Origin of the sequence: Acetanaerobacterium sp. MSJ-12 (assembly GCF_018917875.1) — a bacterium.
Taxonomy (GTDB): domain Bacteria; phylum Bacillota; class Clostridia; order Oscillospirales; family Ruminococcaceae; genus Bittarella; species Bittarella massiliensis.
Window position 1 is genome coordinate 145,572 of record NZ_JAHLPK010000002.1, and the last position, 19,134, is coordinate 164,705.

The window sequence follows — 19,134 nt, forward strand, 5'->3', positions numbered from 1 at the left end:
GAGAGAGGAGGGCGCGCAGTGGAGCGAAAAGAGCGAGCAAAAACCGCCGCCACCGGGGGGATGACCCTGGTGGAGGTGGTGGTTTCCCTGGCGCTGCTGGCCGTTGTCGCCCTCATCTTGGTGACCGGCTTCTCGGCGGCGGGCAAGCTGATCCGCCGGGGGACCGACACCAAAAACAGCACCGACAAGACCATCTCTGCCCTGGAGATGCTCGCCGGCGGCCTCTCCCCCGCCGACGAGGTGGACAGCACCGAGGAGGAGAGCACCCTCACCTACACCCTAAACGGCGCGACCCGCAGCGTGAAGGGCCGCACCATCACCGTCACCGACCCGGAGGACCCGGCCATCAGCCACCGGGTCTTTGTCCCCGATGCGCCGGCGCAGTAGGGGCCCGGCCGCCCGCCGCGGCTGGACCCTGGTGGAGGTGTCGGTGGTGCTCCTGCTGCTGGTGCTGGTGGTGGCCCTGGCGGGGGGGATGATCCTCTCCGGGGGCAACCTGCTGGGCCGCAGCGCCCAGCTGGGGGAGGAAAAGCTCATCGGCGACACCGCCTGCCAGTGGCTCTCGGGCAAGCTGCGCTACGCCACTGAGCTGCGCCTCGTCGGGGGGGACGACCTCTCCGCCCCCGAGGCCGTCTGGCTGGAGGAGGGCCGCCTCTGGTACCGAAACAGCGGGGAGGGGGCCCTCCAGCCCGGCCAGGGGATCGACTACTACGGCGACGCCTTCTACCAGGGGCGCACCCTGTCCGTCACCGCCGCCCTGCACGACCAGTACTACCTGGATCTGACGGTGCGGGTCCACCGCGCCGACGGGGCGCTCTGCTACACCACCCGCACCACCGTCAAACTGCTCAACCTGCAAATCAGCGGCGCCCCGGCGGAGGGGCCGACTGGCGAGGTCGAGGACCCGGCCCTCCTCTTTGCCAGCGGGCAGGGGGCGGGCTGACCGGCCGCGACCGCAACACAGAGGAAAAGGGGAGTATCCATGAAAAACATACCCATCGGCGAGGTGCTCAAGGAGTACGGCTACATCACCGAGGAGCAGCTGCAGCAGGCCCTGGCGGCCCAGAAGCAAAACCGCAGCCGCCGTCTGGGCGAGATCCTCGAGGACATGGGCTTTGTCACCGAGCGCCAGAAGCTGGAGGCCCTGGGCCAGAGGATGGGGCTGCCGGTGGTGGACCTGGCCACCTACGAGGTGGACACCGACGCGGTGGCCAAGATCCCCAAGCAGTTGGCCCTGCGCCACGGGGTCATCGCCGTGGCCCAGCAGGGCGGGCACCTGGTGGTGGCCACCAGCGACCCCCTCAACTTCTACGGCACCGAGGAGGTGCGCCAGATCACCGGCATGCCGGTGGACTCCCTGCTGGCCGAAAAGGCCCCCATCGACGCGGCCATCGCCCACTACTACGCTGAAATCGGGGCCAAGCTGGCCGCCGAGCAGGCCAACAAGGACGTGGAGCCCCTGCCCATTTCCCCCATCGAGGTGGAGGAGGGGGAGGGCGACGCGCCGGTGGTCAAGCTGCTGGCAAGCCTTCTGGACCGGGGCTACAACTCGGGGGCCAGCGACATCCACGTCGAGCCCTTTGAGCAGCAGACCTCGGTGCGGATGCGGCTGGACGGGGTGATCGTCGACTTCGTCACCCTCTCCCCGGCCATCCACCCCTCCCTCATCACCCGCATCAAGATCCTCGCCGGGCTGGACATCGCCGAGCGCCGCCAGCCCCAGGACGGCCACTTTCGCCAGAAGGTGGACGGCCAGGACGTCAACATCCGCGTCTCCATCATCCCCACCATCTACGGGGAGAAGGCGGTGCTCCGCTTCCTCAACCAGAACACCCCCATCGACCGGGCGGGCCAGTTCGGGATGGACGACGACAACTATCAAAAGTTTTCACAGATGCTCCGCTCCCCCCACGGCATCATCTACATGACCGGACCCACCGGCTCGGGCAAGACCACCACCCTCTACATGATTTTGGAGCAGATGGCCCAGCGCACCCTCAACATCTCCACCATCGAGGACCCGGTGGAGAGGGACATCTTCCGCATCAACCAGATGCAGGTCAACACCGCCGCCGGCCTCACCTTTGACGCGGGGCTGCGGGCCCTCCTGCGGCAGGACCCCGACGTGATCATGGTGGGGGAGACCCGCGACAGCGAGACCGCCTCCATCTCGGTGCGGGCGGCCATCACCGGCCACCTGGTCTTCTCCACCCTCCACACCAACGACGCCCTCTCGGCCATCGTCCGCCTGCAGGACATGGGATTGCCGGCCTATATGGTGGCAAACTCCCTGGTGGGGATCGTGGCCCAGCGGCTGGTGCGCAAGGTCTGTCCCCACTGCGCCGAGGAGTACGCCCCCGACGAGACCGAGCGGGCCGCCCTGGGGGTCGATCTGCCCCGGCTGCGGCGGGGAAAGGGCTGCCACATCTGCGGCCACACCGGCTACAAGGGGCGCATCGCCATCCACGAGGTGGCGGTGGTCGACCGGCAGATCCGGCGGATGATCTCCGCCGGGGCCCCCATGGACGACATCACCCAGTACGCCCGCGAGAGCCAGGGGATGCGCACCCTGCGCGACAGCGCCCTGCAGCTGGTGAAAAACGGGGTCACCACGGTGGACGAATTCCTCAAGGTGACCTACTACGCCGACTGACACCGGCGCGAGACGAGAGAAACGAGGTTTTGCAAGATGACCATTCAGGAGCTGGTCGCCGCCGGGCGGCAAAACGGGTGTTCCGACATCCACCTCACCGTGGGGGCCCCGGTCCCCTGCGCCCTGCGCCGGGACGGCGCCCTCTTCCCCGCCCCCTTTTCCCTGGACAGCGGCGAGGCGGAGGCGCTCATCCGCGCCCTGGCCGAGGGCGAGCGGCCCGAGGGCCTCTGCCGGGGGGAGGACATGGACTTTGCCTTCGCATTGCCGCAGGGGCGGCAGCGGGTCAACATCTTCTGGCAGCAGGGCCATCCGGCGGCGGCCATCCGCCTGCTGTCCGACCACATCCCCACCCTGGAAGAGCTCTCGCTGCCCCCGGTGTTGGGGCAGCTGGCCGACAGCCCCCGGGGGCTGATTTTGGTCACCGGCCCCACCGGCAGCGGCAAGTCCACCACCCTGGCGGCCATGATCCAGCGCATCAACCGCAGCCGCCCCGCCCACATCCTCACGGTGGAGGACCCGGTGGAGTACCTCTACACCCCCGAGCTGGCCACCGTCCACCAGCGCGAGGTGGGGCGGGATGTGCCCTCCTTCGCCGCGGCCCTGCGCTCGGCCCTGCGGGAGGACCCGGATGTGATCCTGGTGGGGGAGATGCGCGACTACGAGACCATCTCCGCCGCCGTCACCGCCGCCGAGACGGGGCACCTGGTCCTCTCCACCCTCCACACCACCGGCGCGGCCCAGACCATCGACCGCATTGTCGACGTCTGCCCGCCCCAGGCCCAGTCCCAGATGCGCTCCCAGCTCTCGGCCATCCTGCGGGGGGTCGTCACCCAGCAGCTGCTCCCCCGGGTGGGGGGCGGGCGGATCGCCGCCACCGAGGTGCTGGTGGGCACCGACGCGGTGCTCAACCTGATCCGCGAGAACAAGTGCTATCAGCTGGACACCCCCATGCAGGCGGGGGCCGCCCAGGGGATGCACACCCTGAACGCCGACCTGGCCAACCTGGCCCGCCGGGGCGTCATCGACCGGCAGACGGCGCTGCAGGCCTCCACCTCTCCCGCCAACCTGCGGGAGTACCTGTGAGAGGGGGCCGCGCGGTGAGGGCGAAAAAACAGGCTGCTCGCAGGGGGCGGCAGGGCTTCACCCTGGTGGAGGTCATTGTGGTGCTGGTGATCTTGGCGGTGCTGGCCGCCCTCCTCATCCCCTCCATGGTGAAGTGGATCGACAAGTCCCACGAGAAGATCTGCCAGGTCAACCGCAGCGACATCGCCCGCTTCTACCAGGCGGCCCTCCCCCTGGAGCCGGAACTGCAGCGGGACAGCCAGAACGGCCAGGCGGACAAGGTGCTGCCCTTCCTGCGGGAGACGGGCTACGTGGAGGAGGGGATGAAGTGTCCCGACGGCGGGACCTATCTCTCCCTCTACGACAATGTGAACGGCGGGGTCATCTTCGTCTGCTCCAAACACCTGGGGGACGTGAGCGAGGCGGTGAAAAACCAGGTCAACACCGGCACCATCTGTGAATACGGTTCTAGCGCCCTGAAAAACTACATCGACATCATGGGGGACGACACCCTCAGCAAGGACGAAAAGCAGAAGCGGCTCAAGGAGCTGGGGATCGAGAGCATCTTTGCCAATAAAGACCCCTCCCTCATCAACAACGAGAGCTTTCGCAAGGCCGTCTACGAGAAAAACGGCGGCTGGGGCGAGCTGAAGGTGGACGGCCAGACCTTTTACGTCCAGCCCTACTACAACACGGTCAAGCAGGACAAGACGGAAAATTCCCTGGTGATTTTCGCCAACACAAACCCCAACAACAGCGGCAACTGGACGGCCAACTACATCTACAACCGCGACGACGGCAGCTGGTACCAGTGCGCCACCGGCTCCAAGTCCATCAACGGCAAGAGCTGGAGCGACATCAAATACGACCTGGAGAATGAAAAGACCTATAGCGGCTCTCCCCAGTGGGTCAAAGTAGACAAGATCTTTGGCCTCCCCGACGGGGCGGAGGGGGCCTGAGGGGCGGCCGAGAGGCAGCGCCGCAGAGGAGAGGGGGGAGCGTCCCCTCTCTTTTTGTTTTCCCGCAAAAAAGGGCATCACCGCGCGGCCGCAACCGCGGTTGCGCCATTTGGATCGCCGATGCGGTTGCGCGGTTTCCCCGCTCTCCCGCATACTGAGAGACAGACAGTGCCCTGTCATTGCAAAAGCGGGAAAGGATGAGTGACAATGAAAAATCGGCAATTGGCAGACCAGTTGACCGCCCTCCGCCGGGACGCCGGCCTCTCGCAGGAGGAGCTGGCCGCCCGCCTGGGGGTCAGCCGCCCCGCCGTCAGCCGGTGGGAGCGGGGGGCGGCCCTGCCGGGGGTGGAGAATTTGACCGCCCTGGCGGCCCTCTACGGCGTGGGGGCGGAGGAGCTGCTGGCAGCCTCCGGCCCTGCCGCCCCGGCGCAGCTCTCGCCCCGCCGGCGGCAGAGTGCAAAGAGACCGGTATACGGGCTGCTCGGCCTCTCGCTGGCCCTCCGCCTAGCTGCTACTGTTTGGAATAACCTGGAAATCCGCAAGGTATCTTTCTGGAAATGCCCCCAAATCTGCCACTTTTCACGGTTTGTTCAAACAATCGGTTTGATTTCACCTGCGCGGATTGGTATAATGATGACGATTATATTGGGTTGACTTTTGGGTGTAAAGTGCAAAGGCCGCCCTTGCGCGGACCGGCCAAACAGGGCCGGCCGTTTTCCGCACGGGCGGTGAAAGGGGGGACAAGCAGGTGTACAGCGACGGCAGCGAGCGAGACTGCGCGCAGCAGACCTTTGAGGGCTTTCCCCCGCCGGAAGAGGGGGAGGGCTATTCCTATTCCGCCGGCTTTGGCTACCTGGGTGGCCCCCAGGAGGGAAAAGGCAGGGGAAAGAGCGAACTGCAGATCCAGGAGATCCACCGCCAGGCCAACATCCTGGGGTTCGCCATCCTCCTCTCCATCTTCCTCTCCAACGCCTCCTTCTTCCTGCTGACCCGGCTCTTCGCCCTCCTCTCCTCTGGGGTGGTCATCATGAAAAACGGCCAGGTGCTGACCAACCAGTTCCTCCACTACTTCATCCGCCTGCTGGTCTACCTGGCGCAGATCGTCATCCCCTACTGGGTGGTCTCCTGTCTCAACGGCTTCCGCCTCAAAAAAGACCTTCCCCGCGGCCCGGTCAAAGGGCGCACCCTGGTGCCCTGCACCTTCATCCTGCTGGCCATCGGCATTGTCGGCATCGCCTCGGCCAACGTCCTCGGCGGCCTGGCCTCCCAGCTGAACATCCGCTTTGTCAGCAGCGCCGAACCGGCCATCACCTCGGCGCCCGCCTACCTGCTCTACTTCCTCTCCCTCTCGGCGGTCCCCGCCGTGGTGGAGGAGGTGGTCTTTCGCGGGGTGGTGCTGCAGCCCCTGCGCCGCTTTGGCGATCGCTTTGCGGTGGTGGTCAGCGCCATCGTCTTTGCCATGGCCCACCAGAGCTTTGTCAAGGCCCCCAACATGTTCTTCGTGGGCCTCTTTTTGGGGTATGTGGCCATCAAGAGCGGCTCCATCCTCACCACGGTCGTCCTCCACTTTGTCAACAACGCCCTCAGCCTGGTGCTCGCCACCCTGCAGACGGCGGTGAGCGCCTCTACCTACGCGCTGGTGCAAAACAGTCTCTTTGCCCTGCTGCTCTTGCTGGGGGTCTTCTCCGTGGCCTACCTTTCGCGGCAGGACAGCGCCATCTTCGCCATTGAGGACTACGAGGACACCAACACCCTCACCACCAAGATGGTGGCCTTCATCGGCTCGGGCGGCTTTGTCATCAGTCTCTGCATGGTGGCTTTCCTCATGGCCTCCCAGGCCCGCATCCTCTGATGGACAGGCAGTACATGCGCCTCGCCCTCGATCTGGCCCGCTGTGCGGCGGCCCAGGGCGAGGTGCCGGTGGGAGCGGTGGTGGTGCACCGCGGCCAGGTGGTGGGCTGGGGCTACAACACCAGGGAGCAGAGCAAAAACGCCCTGGACCACGCCGAGATCAAGGCCATCGACATGGCCTGCCGCAACCTGGGCGGCTGGCGGCTGCCCGACTGCGCCCTCTACGTCACCCTGGAGCCCTGCGCCATGTGCGCCGGGGCCATCATCAACGCCCGCATCGACCGGGTCTGCTTTGGCGCGAGGGACGAGAAGTTCGGCGCCTGTGGCAGCGTGGTCGACCTCTTTTCCCAGCCCTTCACCTACTGCCCCAAAGAGGTGATCCAGCTGATGGAGGAGGAATCCCGCCAGCTCCTGCGGGAATTCTTTGCCGATTTGCGGGCCCGCAAGCGGGCCGAAAGGGAGAAGGGGCGGGAGGGGTAGCCCCCCTCTGCTCTGCACAAAAAAAAGACCGCCGGTCGGCCCTGTTCGGGTCGGCCGGCGGTCTCTCTCTGCCGCGAAAGTTGTCCCCCCTTGACCGCCAGGCGGCAGAGAGGGGGAGCGGGACAGCTACAGCCCGCCAAAATTGTGGGGAAAAAGCCGCACTTCCACCCCGGTCTTGTAGGGCATATCCACCCCCTGCAGCTGGTGCCAGACGATGACCTGGTAGAGCAGGGCGGTGTAGGTCGCGGTCCCCCCGTCCTTGTAGAGGGTGCGCTTGGGAAAGAGAAGGAGAAGCGCTGCCAGCACAACGATTACAGTTCGTATAATTCGCTTTCTTTTCAACTAAATATCCCCCGCACAAAGGCCTTTTTCAGGAGTTCCTGGTGGAGGTGGGGCGCTCCGCTGAGGTGGCGAAAGATCACCGCCGCCGAGATGAGGGTGCAGCCCGCGGCGATGCACTTGTTGGGGCAGAGGAGGAAGCTCCCCCCGGCGAAGAGGGAGAAGGTGGCCAGGGTGCGCAGCCGGTGGTCGGGGATCACCGCGATCAGGGAGAAAAAGAGGTAGAGGGCCGCCAGCCCAAAGACCACCAGACTGCCCGGAAGCAGCCCCAGCAGGGCCCCAAAGCTGGCGGTGATGGCCTTGCCGCCCCGGCCCTGCCGCCAGGGGGAGAAAGCGTGCCCCAGCACCGGCGCCGCCAGCACCAGGGAGAAGAGGAGCCGCTCCTGGGTGGGCAGCCGCGAGGCCGCCAAAAAGACGGGGAGAAACCCCTTGGCCAGGTCGCAGAGGACGCAGAGCACCCCCACCCGCGGCCCGGCCAGCAAAAAGGCGTTGGCCGCGCCGGGGTTGTGGTCGTCGCTGTCGGCGACGATGTCGATCCCCCGCAGCCAGCGGGGCAGCAGGGCGCTGTAGAGGATGCTGCCGGACAGAAAGCCCAGCAGGGCGTAAAAGAGATAGGGCAGCACAGCCGGTTTCCTCCTCTCTAAAAAGGGTCGTCTAAAGATTGTCTTCCGCCATCCGGCGGACGATCTCCTCCGCCGCCCGCGGGTTGCAGTTGGCCGCCTGGGCCGCGGCCATCGCCTCCCGGCGGGCGGGGTCGCCCAGCAGCCCTTCCGCCGCCTCGGCGGTCTCTTCCGGGCCGTCGGGGCAGAGGGACATCCCCCGGCTGCTGAAGAAGGCGGCGTTCTGGGTCTCGCACCCGGGGATGGGGGCGGTATGGATGAGGGGGATGCGGTGCACCGCCGCCTCGGTGCTGGTCAGGCCGCCGGGCTTGGTGAGGAGCAGGTCGCAGCCGTCCATGTAGAGGGGGACCTGGTCGGTGTAGTCGAGGACCACCGCCCGCGGCTCCCCGGCAAAGCGCTCCCTCAACTCGGCCTTCAGCCGCTCGTTCCGGCCGCCGAAGAGGTAGACGCGGCGGCGGTCGCCGCCCCGCTCCAGCAGGGCCTGGGCGTACTCCCCCGCCCGGCCAAAGCCCATGCTGCCGGTCATCACCAGGCAGACCTGGCTGTCGGGGCCGATGCCCAGGGCGGCGCGGGCGGCCCCCCGGTCGCCCGGGTGGGAAAACCGCCGGCTCACTGGGATGCCGGTGGCCACCAGCTTTTCCCGGGGGAGCCCCTTCTGGGCAAACTCCTCCGCCAGATCCCGGTGGGGGATGAAGTAGGCGTCCAGCTCGGTCTCCTCCCAAAAGGGGATGCAGGTGTAGTCGGTGGCGATCCCATAGCAGCGCGCCGCCAGCTTCCCCCGCCGCCGCAGGCTGGTGAGGGCCTCGGCCGCGAAGAGGTGGGGGGTCAGCACCCGGTCAAACCCCTGCTCTTCGATGTAGCGCAGCAGGTTGTCGGCGTAGAGGGTGTTGGCGAAATAGACCGGCGAGCGCAGCCGGTCTGAGCGGATGGCCTCGCCCGCCCGGTAGAGCCACTGAAACACCAGGGGGGAGCGGGTGGTGATCTTGACGTAGGCGTTCGACACCACCCGCGAGGTGCGCCGCCCGGCAAAGAGGAGCACGTCCTTCATCTCACAGGGGACCCCCTGCCGCCGCAGCTCCTCGAGCACCGCCCGCCCGGCGGTGTTGTGCCCCTGCCCGGTGTTGCAGGACAAAATCAGTACCTTCACCCAATCCCTCCTCATCTGGTGGCCTTTTCTGTGCCTTTAGTATAGGAGCTGTGCCCCCGCTTGTCAATCGGTGGCGAAAAAAGGGGAGGGCCCGCCGGTTTTCCGCCCGGCGGGCCCTCCCTCAAATCTGTTTTTACCTTCCGAACCAGGAGAAGGGGGCGCGCCCCTTCCAGCGGCCCCAGGCCGTCTTCTTCACCGGCGGCACCGGCTTGGCGGCCGCGGCCACCGCCTCCTCCATGAACAGCTCCTGCGAGCCCACCGGCCAGTCGGCGGGCGGGGTGCGCTGTAAATAGGTGCCGTCGGCCTGCTGCTCCCTGCCCTTGACGTTGTCGCCCAGCATCACGTGCACCATCTGCAGGATGCGGGCCTTGAGCTCCTTGTCCTGAATGGGGCAGGCGATCTCCACCCGGTGTTCGGTGTTGCGGGTCATCATGTCCCCCGAGCCGATGTAGACCCGGGTGAACTCCCCTGTGCCAAAACAGTAGATGCGCGAGTGCTCCAAAAACCGGCCCACAATGCTCACCACGCTCACGTTGTCGGTGAGGCCGGGCACCTTGGGGGTCAGGCAGCAGATGCCCCGCACGATCAGCTGCACCTTCACCCCCGCCTGGGAGGCCTCCACCAGTTTGGCCATGATCTCGGTGTCGGTGAGGGAGTTGCACTTGATGGTGATGCCGCAGGGCTCCCCGGCGCGGCAGTTGGCGATCTCCTCGTCCATCCGCGCGAGGATGCTCTGCTTAAAGCTCACCGGCGCCACCCAGAGCCGGTTGTAGTGGCCGAAGAGGTTGCCCATGGCCATGTTCTTGAAAAACTCCACCGCGTCCTCGCCGATGGAGAGGTCGGGGGTGATGATGGACAGGTCGGTGTAGAGCCGGGCGGTCTTCTCGTTGTAGTTGCCGGTGCCGATTTGGGTGATGGTGCGGATGCGCCCCCGGTCCCGCAGGGTGATGAGGCAGATCTTCGAGTGCACCTTGTAGCCGTCGGTGCCGTAGATGACGTGGCAGCCCGCTTCCTCCAGCCGCTGGGCCCACTCGATGTTGTTCTGCTCGTCGAAGCGGGCGCGCAGCTCCATCAGCACCGTCACGTCCTTGCCGTTCTCCGCCGCGGCGATCAGGTATTCCGCCAGCTTGGACTGGCGGGCGATCCGGTAGAGGGTGATCTTGATGGAGAGGACCGAGGGGTGATAGCTGGCCTCTTTGATGAGGTTGAGAAAGGGGTTCATGCTCTCAAACGGGTAGGAGAGGAGGATGTCCCGCGCCAGGGCCTGGCGCAGCATGCTCTCGCCGGGGTCCACCAGGGCCGAGCGCTGGGGGGTGAAGGGCGTGTCCAAGAGTTCCAGCTTCTGGGCCGGGCTCAGCTTCCCCTCCAGCGCAAAGCAGTAGGAGAGGTCCAGCGGCGCCCGGGAGAGGAAGACCTGGTCGCGGCCGATGTGCAGCTTGCCGCAGAGGTACTTGACGAACCGGTCCCCCACCTGGCTCTGCAGTTCCAGCCGCACCGGGGCCAGCCGCAGCCGCTTGCGGATCACCCGCTTCATGTGCTGGCGGTAGTCGATGTCCTCGTCCAAAAGGCCGGCCTCGGTGTCGATGTCGGCGTTGCGGGTGACGCAGAGCACCGTCCGCTCCACCACCTCGTACATGTCAAAGACCAGGTGGGCAAAGTGGCAGAGCAGGTCCTCGGTGAGGACAAAGCGCAGGGCCTTGCCCTCCGCCGGCTCCAAAAAGGTGATGCGCTCCACCATGGGCGGCAGGGGGATGATGCCAAAACAGATCTTTTCCTTGTGGCGCAGGGTCACCGCCACATTTAGCTGCTTGTTGCCGATGTGGGGAAAGGGGTGGCGGTTGTCGATGATCTGGGGGGAGAGCAGGGGCAGGGTGTTCTTGAGAAACTGCTTCTCCAGGTGCCGCTGCTCCTTCTCGGGCAGGTCCGCCACCCGGCAGCGGGCGATCCCCTTTTTGGACAGGGCCTTGGCCACCGCCTCAAAGGACTGGTCGCGCAGCTGGTAGAGGGGCCCCACCGCCGCAAAGATGGCGGCCAGCTGCTGGGCCGGGGTCATCCCGGTCTTGGTGTCCCTGCTGTCCGGCGCGGCCAGCAGGTAGTCGGTGATGCTGCCCACCCGCACCATGAAAAACTCGTCCAAGTTGCTGGTGAAGATGGAGAGGAACTTGAACCGCTCCAGCAGGGGGGTGGCCTCGCAGTTGGCCTCCTCCAGCACCCGCTCGTTGAACTTTAGCCAGGACAGCTCCCGGTTTTGCATACAGGGGGCCAGCTCGCTTCCCTTCATCCCTCTTCACACCCTTTTTTGGTCTGCAGCATCCGGTCGATGAGATAGCCCTCCCGCACGCCGCTCTGGCTGATGGCGATCTGCTGGCAGCCGAAGGCGTCCACCACCTCCCGCAAGATCATCAGCCCCGGCTGGATACTGAAGATCCGCTCGGGGACGATGCGGTAGACGGTCTGGTAGAAAAACTCCTTGTCCCGGATCATCTTGCACAGCTTCTTCACGTTTTTGGCGGGCACCTCCCGGGCGTCGGCGGGCAGGCCCAGCAGCTCACAGCTGAGCTTGTGTAGCGCCCGCAGGGTGCCGCCCACCCCGCACATCTGGGGCAGGGTGTCCCTCCCGACCCAGTCCACCTTGCCCATGGCCTTGCGGATGACGCCGCGCACCTGGTGGCGCTCCTTGTCGCTCATCAAGAGGCCGTCCACGTACTTGGCGTGCAGTCCCAGCGACCCCACCGGCAGGGAGCAGAGGTGCTCGATGGCCCCCTCCTTGCTCACCACCAGCTCGGTGGAGCCGCCGCCGATGTCGCAGAGCAGGCCGGTCCCCATGGGCATGGCGTGGTTGACCCCGATGTAGTCCAGCCGGGCCTCCTCCTCGCCGGTGAGCACCTCGGGCGAAAGGCCGGTCTCCCGCCGAATGGCCTCCAGGGCCTTGTCCCGGTTGCCCGCCCCCCGCAGGGAGGCGGTGGCAAAGACCCCGTACTCCTCGATGCCGAAGCCGGCGAACACCTCTTTGTACCCGGCGAGGATGGCGCAGGCCTTGCGGATGCCCGCCTCGGCCAGCATCCCGTCTTTTTTCACGTATCCCGCCAGGCCGGCCATCTCTCGCTTGTTGATGAGCTGGGTGATCTCGCTGCCCTCGCACTCGTAGATGGAGAGGCGGATGGAGTTGGAACCGATGTCGATGACGCCGTACTGCAAAGTGGTATCCCCCTTTAAATGACAAACCCTGTTTGCCCTATTTTATCATATTATGGGCTGGTTTAGGTAAACTTCTTGTAATATTTTCAGGGGGCTGCCCGGGTTTCCACCGCCTGGGGGGCCCTGTCCATCCAGCGCCGCGCCTCCTCCAGGGTGCAGATGCCGCCCCGGGCCCCCAGCACGGTGCAGGCGCGGGCGGCCATCCCGTTTGCAAAGCGGGCGCAGTCGCCCAGCGCCCAGCCGTTGACCCGCGCCCAGAGGAAGGCGGCGCCCCAGGTGTCCCCGGCGCCGGTGGTGTCCACCGGTGTCACCGGCACCCCGGGGCAGGCGATGGTTCGCCCCGGGGTGTGCACCCGGCAGCCGCCGGGCCCCAGGGTGACGACCACGAACTCCACCCCGCCGGCAAAGAGGTCTTTCAGGCAGGCCCCCTCGCTGCGGTCCCCCCGAAAGGCGGCAAACCCCTGCTCGTTGAAGGTGAGCCCGTCGGCCCGGCGGAGGAAGCGGGGGTCGTTGTCCTCGGCCACCACCCCCTCCACGTCCAGGTAGAGCTTGGCCCCGGCGGCCCGGGCCCGGTCCAGCACCGCCTCGGCGTCCTCCACCTGCTGCAGGGTGCGCACAATGGTGTAGATCCAGGCCGCCCCGTCCAGCAGCCGCTGGTGGCGGGGGGTGATGCGGCGGGGGGCGCGGGCGGTGTCCACCACGCAGACCACCCGCTCGCCCCCCTGGGTGACGATGATGCACTTGGGGTCGGCCATGCCCGGGTCGTGCAGGGTGTAGGAGGTGTCGATGCCCTCGGCCTCCATCGCCGCGCGCAGCTGGCGGCAGACCGGGCTGTCGCTGAGGGAGTCCACCAGGTAGCACTTCTGTCCCAGCCCGGCGGCCACCCCGGCGGCGTTGGCCACCATCCCCCCAACCAGGTTTTCCACCGGGCGCAGCATCATCTTGTCCCCCATCTCCCCCCAGCGGTCGGTCTCGTAGTACTCGTCGATGCAGGCCTCCCCCAAAAAGACCAGGTAGGGCGCGTCTTGGCGCTCCATGGCGATCCCCCTTTTCTCGCTGTGCGACAGGGGGCGCCGGCCCTCCAGACAGCCGGCGCCCCCTCTCTTGTTTCCGTCTTACCGCTCGGCGGCGACCTCCGCCAGCCGGTCGGCCAGCCCGCGCAGGTCGTAGCCGTTGACCCGGTCGATGACCTCCAGGTAGTGCCCCGGCAGGGCCCCGATGCCGCTGTGGGCCCCGGCGATGCTGCCCACAATGGTGGCCACCGTGTCGGTGTCGCTGCCGATGTTGACCCCGGCCAGGGTCGCCTCCACCGGGTCGCCCCGGCCCGCCACCAGCAGGCCGAAGGCGGCGGGCACCGCCTCGGCCGCCGCCAGCCCGGTGCCGATGATGTCGGAGATGTCCCGCATGGCGGTCTCGATGTCCGGCGCGCGCATCCCCAGCTCGGCGGCGATCCAGATACGCCGCTCCACCGAGGGCCCAGCCAGCCGGGCGCCCACCCGGCCGCCCTTCTCATACCCCTTTTGGGCCCCGTAGGCCCCCGCCTTGACGATGGAGAAGAGGTCGGCCCCCTCCCGCACCGCCTCGGCGCAGGCCGCCGCCACCGCGCAGGCCCCCGAGAGGGCGATGTCGTAGGGGTGGGTCGGCAGGCAGATGGTGATGGCGTCCTCCACCGCCCGGTCCCAGTCGCCGGGGTTGACATAGCCCACCGCCTCGATCTTCATGGCCCCGCCGTTGGAGGCCTTGGAGTTGTCGCAGGCCAGAAAGGAGAGGGGGGCCTCCATGGGGGTGCCCAGCATGGCCATCACCGCGGCGCGGGTGGTGGGGCCGGCGTACCGCTCGAAGTAGTCCCCCAGGCCGTGCCAGCGCACCAGGGCGTCCTTGGCGCAGGCCTCGTCGATGACCCCTCCGCGCTCGGCAATGGCTATGGCGGTGCACCAGGCCAGGGAGAAGTCGTCGGTGACGGTGCCGGCCTTGGCCCCGCGGGCAAAGGTGTCCTCGGGCGCGTCGATAAAGTCCCGCACCGGGCCGCCAAAGCGCTCCTCGATCAGCGCTGTGGAGCGGGTCTCGGTGGCGGCGCCGATGGCGTCTCCGGCGGCGGCCAATACCAGGCCGCCCAAAATGCGTTCGTTCAGGGTCATCTGCAATGTCCTCCTCGCTTTTGGCTTCCTCCCCGCCCGGTGGGGCAGGGGGTCAATATCCGATGTAGAGCCGGTACCGCCCGCCCGTCAGCTTCTGGGCGCAGACCCAGTAGGAGGTGTTCCCCTCCCGCTTGATGTGCTGGCAGTACCCCTCGATATCCTGTTTCTTGTAGTCCACCTTCCACTGCTCGGTGATGGGGAAGGTGGCGGTGATGGGGGTGTCCCAGGAGCGGTTGTCCGGGTTCCCGTCCGGGTCCAGCTCCAATCCGATGCGCTGGCCGTACTCCTTGGCGTAGGCCACAAAGTAGTCGATGTCGTAGGACTTGACCGGCTCGGGTGCGGGTGCGGGTTCGGGCGCAGGCTCCGGGGCGGGGGTGGGTCCCGGCTCCGGCTGGGGCGCGGGTGTCGGCTGGCCGGCGGAACTCCCCCCCTGGGAGGGGGCCTTTTGCCCCTGAGCGGGGGAGACGGTCTCCGGCGGGGCCTTCTCTGCCGCGCCGCCGGTCTGCGCCGGGGTGCTCGGGCCCGCAGCGGCGCTCTCCCCCTCCGGGGCGGGGGGTTCCTCCGGGGCGGTCCCCCCTCCGTCGGGGGGCCTCTCCCTCTCGATTCCCGCCACCGCCGCGGGGGCGGTCGGGCAGGCGGCTGTCCCCGCCTCCCTTTCGGCGGAGCAGCCGCCCAGGAGAAGGGCCGCCGCCAGGAGGAGGGGGAGGGCGGCCCCTCGCCCCGCCCGGTTTGTCGCCTCTATCCCCCTTGCCGCGGCGCGGCCGTCACCGCTGGGGCGGCAGCGGGTGCTCCTTGACAAAGGCCTCCACCTCCTCCAGGGTGGCGATGCCGCTGCGGCTGCCCACCATGGTGACGCAGCGGGCGGCGGCCGCGGTGGCAAAGGCGGTCACCTTGGGCAGGCACCAGCCCTGGGTCAGCCCGTAGACAAAGGAGGAATTGAAGGTGTCCCCGGCGCCGGTGGTGTCCACCGGCTTGACCGGGCAGGCGGGCTGGTTGACGATCATCTCCTTGGAGTAGACCGAGCAGCCCTCGCCCCCCTTGGTGATGACCACCATCTTGGCCCCGTTTTCCAGCAGGGTCTTGCAGTAGACCGCCTCCTCCTTGCCGTGGGCCATATGGGCAAAGTCGTGGTCGTTGACGAAGATGATGTCGCAGAGCCCCAGGTATTTCTGGTGGCGCTCGTCGTCCTCATAGCTCTCCAGGTCATAGGTCACCAGGGCCCCGTGTTCGCGGGCCTCGGCAATGGCCTCGTAGCCGTTTTCGTAGAGCTCGATCTTGTTCATGGTGGTGTAGATAAAGGCCGCCCCGTTGAGCAGCTTCTGCTGCTCGGGGGTGAAGCGGAAGGTGCAGCCCTCGTCCAGCCCCACGAAGATGGTCCGCTCCCCGCTGCTAGTCAGATAGATGTTGCAGACCACGATGGTGTAGTCGTCGTCGTAGTTGTGGTGGCTCAGGTCCACCCCCGCCTCCCCCAGGGTCTTGAGGATGAAATCCCCCTCGGGCGAGTGGGTGGTGGTGCCGATGAGGTAGGTGTGGCGGCCGTATCCGGCCAGGGTGGAGCTGGCGTTGGAGATCATCCCCCCCACATAGTCCCCCATGGGCCGGCAGAGGATCTGCTCCCCCAGGTCGGGCCAGCGGGAGAGGGCGTAGTAGTGGTCCACGCCGCCGTCCCCCACGGCGACCACATAGCGCTCGGGATTGGCGATTGCCTCGTTCATGGTTTGGTTCCCCTTTCCGTTATTCGTTGTGATGGGCCGGGCGCTCACCGCTCCCCGGCCAGGCAGCGGGCGACTTTTTGGGCCAGCCCCCGCAGGTCGAATTGGTTTTGCCTCTCGATGAGGTCGATGTGCGCCGGGGGGATCTCCCCGGCCCCGGCAAAGGCGCCCGCCATGGCCCCGGCGATGGTGGCGATGGTGTCGGTGTCCCCGCCGATGTTCACCCCGCCGTAGACCGTCTCCATCACCCGGCCCTGGGCGGCCGCCAGCAGGCCGAAGGCGGCGGGCACCGCCTCCACCGTGGCCAGCCCGTTGCCGATGAGATCGCGGATCTCCGCCATCCCCGCCCGCCAGTCGCCGGCGTGCCGCCGGCCGATCTCCCAGGCCAGGGCGATCCGCCGCTCCACCGAGGGACCGGCCAGCCGGTGCCCGCGCAGGGCGCCCAGCCGCATCCCCTCCCTGGCGCCGTAGAGGCCGGCGTCCCGCAGGTCGTCCAGGGCCGCGCCCGGCTGCATCGCCTTGGCCACCGCCGCCGCCACCGCGCAGGCCCCCGCCAGGGGGATGTCGTAGGGGTGGGTGGGCAGGCAGGCCTCCACCGCGTCGGCGATGGCCCGGTCCACATCTCCCCCCGAGAGCAGGGCCACCGGCCCGATCTTCATGGCCGCCCCGTTGGAGGCGCGCCCGTTCTCGCAGACCACCTGCACCGGGATGTCCCGCGGGGGGACCGGCTCACCCCGCAGGGCCCGCACCGCCGCCTTGGTGGTGGGGCCCACGTTGTAGTCGAAGTAGGCCGGGTACTGGGCCCACTTGAGCAGGGCCTGTTCGGCCACCGCCCGGGTGACCTGTCCTCCCGCCTCCACCGCGGCCTCCAGGGTGAAATAGGCCAGGGAGAAGTCGTCGGTCACCATCCCCGCCCTGGCCCCGTAGGCCCAGGTGTCCAGGGGGGCGTCGCGAAAATCGGTCACGTAGCCGCCGAAGTCCTCCAAAATCATCTCGGTGCTCCGCTCCTCGGTGGGGCCGCCCATGCTGTCGCCGATGGCGGCTCCGGCCAGGCAGCCCAGCAGTTTGTCCTCCCGCTGCATCGCCCGCATCCTCCTCTCCGCCCCGACGCCCTTTCAAAAGGGCTGTCCGGGGGTGGTTGCACATACAATGGTAGTATACCATAGGCCCCCTCCTCCGGCATAGAATCAAAATCGCCACAAATGAACGGCAGTCCGTCGGCGAAATGCCCAAAGGCGGGGCAAAAAAATCAGCCCCTTTGCAGGGGGAAAAGCTGGGTTGGGCGGTGTGCGATTGTCGAAATTTGTGGTATAATAGCCACAAAGTGGCGAGGATACCGGGGATGGCCGGGCAGATGCGCAAACGCCGTTTGCTCCCTGCCCCACGGCCAAATCCCACTGCGCGCTCGCCGCTTGCGGCACAATGGCCGCAAGCGGCAGTCGTGCCGCGGCGACCGGGGCCGTCCGGGTGTTTGGCCCGCGCTCTGCCCGCGCTGCGCAACGGCTCGTAGGTTCACTTGCAGATCAGGCGTCCCGCCGCAGGCGGACCGCCGAAAACAATAAGCGGAGGGATTTGAATATGGGTCTTATCAAAGCGGCAACCGGCGCCATCAGCGGCGCCCTGGCAGACCAGTGGCTGGAGGCGTTTGAGGCCGGCGACATGGGCGACACCACGGTCATGGCCCCCGGCATCAAACTCCGCTGGGGCGACCGGCGGGACAGCAACTACAAGGGCACCGCCCAGGTGGTCTCCAACGGCTCGAAGATCATCGTCAACGAAAACCAGTGCATGCTCCTCGTCGACGGCGGCAAGATCGTCAGCTACACCGCCGAGCCGGGCTATTACACCGTCGACAACTCCACGGCCCCGTCGGTCTTCAACGGCCAGTTGGGCGACTCGGTCAAGGAGACCTGGGAGCGCTTCAAGTTCTCCGGCTCCACCCCCCTGCAGCAGAAGATCTACTTCATCAACATGCAGGAGATCAAGAACATCGCCTTTGGCACCGTCAACCCGGTCAACTACTTTGACGAGTTCTACAACGCCGAGCTCTATCTGCGGGCCCACGGCTACTTCTCCATCCGCATCACCGACCCCATCAAGTTCTACCGCGAGGCCATCCCCCGCGATGCCCAGCACGTCAATGTGGAGGACATCCACAAGCTCTACCTGTCCGAATTCCTCACCGCCTTCCAGGCGGCCATCAACCAGATGTCGGCCGACCACGAGCGCATCTCCTACGTCGCCTCCCAGAGCCAGAAGCTGGCCCAGTACATGTCCACCGTCCTCGACGACGACTGGAACGACCGCCGCGGCATGGTGATCGAGTCGGTGGGGATCAACAGCATCTCCTACGACGAGGACTCCAAGAACCTCATCAACCTGCGCAACAAGGGCGCCATGCTCTCGGACGCCACCGTCCGCGAGGGCTACGTCCAGGGCTCGGTGGCCGAGGGCATCAAGGCCGCCGGCTCCAACTCGGCCGGGGCCGCCCAGGCCTTTATGGGGATGGGCATCGGCATGCAGGCCTCTGGCGGGCCCATGGGCGCCTTTAGCGCCACCAACCAAAACCAGATGCAGCAGCAGGCGGCCGAAAAGCAGGCCGCCAAGGAGGAGGCGGCGGCCCAGGCCGCGGCCGCTGCGGCTGCCGGCGCCTGGACCTGCGAGTGCGGGCAGCAAAACACCGGCAAGTTCTGCCAAAACTGCGGCAAGCCCCAGCCCGCCCCGGCGGAGACCTGGACCTGTGAGTGCGGCCAGGAAAACGGCGGGAACTTCTGCTCAAACTGCGGCAAGCCCCGCCCGGCAGCCCCCTCCGTCTGCCCCAAGTGCGGCAAAGAGGTGGAGCCCGGCGCCAACTTCTGCCCGTCCTGCGGCGAAAAACTCAAGTAATTGCCCCCTGATTTTCTCCCCTGCCGCCCCGGCAGAGGGGGGAGGGGGATATTGGGCCCCTGCGGACGCATCTCGCTCCGCGGGGGCCC

General features: G+C 67.1%; 19 protein-coding genes. 9 read left to right on the top strand and 10 right to left on the bottom strand.

Annotation, left to right across the window (positions count from 1 at the left end):
* The first annotated feature begins 18 nt into the window (after positions 1–18).
* The 8 genes from KQI11_RS02720 to KQI11_RS02755 all read left to right on the top strand — a co-directional run bounded on the left by KQI11_RS02720 (position 19) and on the right by KQI11_RS02755 (position 7,005).
* Positions 19–387: a type II secretion system protein gene (locus KQI11_RS02720; protein ID WP_185915896.1), complete on the top strand. Its 369-nt coding sequence runs from the start codon at positions 19–21 to the stop codon at positions 385–387.
* A complete protein-coding gene (locus KQI11_RS02725) occupies positions 371–943 on the top strand; it encodes a hypothetical protein (RefSeq protein WP_216400995.1) in 573 nt (190 codons plus the stop codon). Before KQI11_RS02720 ends, KQI11_RS02725 begins: the two co-directional genes overlap by 17 nt.
* Before the next feature lie 39 nt (positions 944–982).
* A complete protein-coding gene (locus KQI11_RS02730; RefSeq protein WP_216400996.1) occupies positions 983–2,653 on the top strand; it encodes a GspE/PulE family protein in 1,671 nt (556 codons plus the stop codon).
* A 36-nt stretch (positions 2,654–2,689) separates the two neighbouring features.
* Positions 2,690–3,736, top strand: coding sequence for a type IV pilus twitching motility protein PilT (locus KQI11_RS02735; protein ID WP_216400997.1), 1,047 nt, complete (start codon positions 2,690–2,692; stop codon positions 3,734–3,736).
* A gap of 14 nt (positions 3,737–3,750) precedes the next feature.
* On the top strand, positions 3,751–4,674 hold the full coding sequence (locus KQI11_RS13405) for a prepilin-type N-terminal cleavage/methylation domain-containing protein (RefSeq protein WP_216400998.1): 924 nt from the start codon (positions 3,751–3,753) through the stop codon (positions 4,672–4,674).
* Between the two features lie 207 nt (positions 4,675–4,881).
* Positions 4,882–5,328 carry a helix-turn-helix domain-containing protein gene (locus KQI11_RS02745; RefSeq protein WP_216400999.1) on the top strand — a complete coding sequence of 149 codons (447 nt, stop codon included), beginning with the start codon at positions 4,882–4,884 and terminating at the stop codon, positions 5,326–5,328.
* A gap of 94 nt (positions 5,329–5,422) precedes the next feature.
* Positions 5,423–6,526 (top strand): CPBP family intramembrane glutamic endopeptidase, encoded by a 1,104-nt coding sequence (locus KQI11_RS02750; protein ID WP_216401000.1) that lies wholly within the window; start codon positions 5,423–5,425, stop codon positions 6,524–6,526.
* Complete coding sequence (locus KQI11_RS02755) at positions 6,526–7,005, top strand: nucleoside deaminase (RefSeq protein WP_216401001.1); 480 nt, start codon at positions 6,526–6,528, stop codon at positions 7,003–7,005. Before KQI11_RS02750 ends, KQI11_RS02755 begins: the two co-directional genes overlap by 1 nt.
* Before the next feature lie 126 nt (positions 7,006–7,131).
* On the opposite strand, the gene KQI11_RS02760 is transcribed toward KQI11_RS02755, so the two are convergent.
* From KQI11_RS02760 to KQI11_RS02805, 10 genes are all read right to left on the bottom strand, one after another.
* Positions 7,132–7,347 carry a hypothetical protein gene (locus KQI11_RS02760; RefSeq protein WP_216401002.1) on the bottom strand — a complete coding sequence of 72 codons (216 nt, stop codon included), beginning with the start codon at positions 7,345–7,347 and terminating at the stop codon, positions 7,132–7,134.
* The gene (locus KQI11_RS02765; protein ID WP_216401003.1) at positions 7,344–7,967 is read right to left on the bottom strand and encodes a glycerol-3-phosphate acyltransferase; all 624 of its coding nucleotides are present in this window, start codon (positions 7,965–7,967) and stop codon (positions 7,344–7,346) included. The genes KQI11_RS02760 and KQI11_RS02765 overlap by 4 nt, the downstream gene beginning before the upstream one ends.
* Before the next feature lie 31 nt (positions 7,968–7,998).
* Positions 7,999–9,111 (bottom strand): MGDG synthase family glycosyltransferase, encoded by a 1,113-nt coding sequence (locus tag KQI11_RS02770; RefSeq protein ID WP_216401004.1) that lies wholly within the window; start codon positions 9,109–9,111, stop codon positions 7,999–8,001.
* A gap of 133 nt (positions 9,112–9,244) precedes the next feature.
* Entirely contained in the window at positions 9,245–11,392 is a 2,148-nt protein-coding gene (ppk1, locus tag KQI11_RS02775; protein ID WP_286172472.1) for a polyphosphate kinase 1, read from the bottom strand.
* Entirely contained in the window at positions 11,389–12,309 is a 921-nt protein-coding gene (locus KQI11_RS02780) for a Ppx/GppA phosphatase family protein (protein ID WP_185915884.1), read from the bottom strand. The genes ppk1 and KQI11_RS02780 overlap by 4 nt, the downstream gene beginning before the upstream one ends.
* An 86-nt stretch (positions 12,310–12,395) precedes the next feature.
* Positions 12,396–13,346 carry a carbohydrate kinase family protein gene (locus KQI11_RS02785; RefSeq protein WP_216401005.1) on the bottom strand — a complete coding sequence of 317 codons (951 nt, stop codon included), beginning with the start codon at positions 13,344–13,346 and terminating at the stop codon, positions 12,396–12,398.
* A gap of 78 nt (positions 13,347–13,424) precedes the next feature.
* Positions 13,425–14,447 (bottom strand): ADP-ribosylglycohydrolase family protein, encoded by a 1,023-nt coding sequence (locus KQI11_RS02790; RefSeq protein WP_216401006.1) that lies wholly within the window; start codon positions 14,445–14,447, stop codon positions 13,425–13,427.
* A gap of 52 nt (positions 14,448–14,499) precedes the next feature.
* Positions 14,500–15,246, bottom strand: a complete 747-nt coding sequence (locus tag KQI11_RS02795; protein ID WP_216401007.1) for a hypothetical protein — start codon at positions 15,244–15,246, stop codon at positions 14,500–14,502.
* Positions 15,212–16,162 (bottom strand): carbohydrate kinase family protein, encoded by a 951-nt coding sequence (locus tag KQI11_RS02800; protein WP_216401008.1) that lies wholly within the window; start codon positions 16,160–16,162, stop codon positions 15,212–15,214. Before KQI11_RS02800 ends, KQI11_RS02795 begins: the two co-directional genes overlap by 35 nt.
* A 44-nt stretch (positions 16,163–16,206) precedes the next feature.
* Entirely contained in the window at positions 16,207–17,241 is a 1,035-nt protein-coding gene (locus KQI11_RS02805) for an ADP-ribosylglycohydrolase family protein (RefSeq protein WP_216401009.1), read from the bottom strand.
* Positions 17,242–17,737: 496 nt separating this feature from the next.
* Here KQI11_RS02805 and KQI11_RS02810 point away from each other — a divergent pair, with 496 nt between their 5' ends.
* Positions 17,738–19,045, top strand: a complete 1,308-nt coding sequence (locus KQI11_RS02810; RefSeq protein WP_216401010.1) for an SPFH domain-containing protein — start codon at positions 17,738–17,740, stop codon at positions 19,043–19,045.
* The last annotated feature ends 89 nt before the right edge of the window (positions 19,046–19,134 follow it).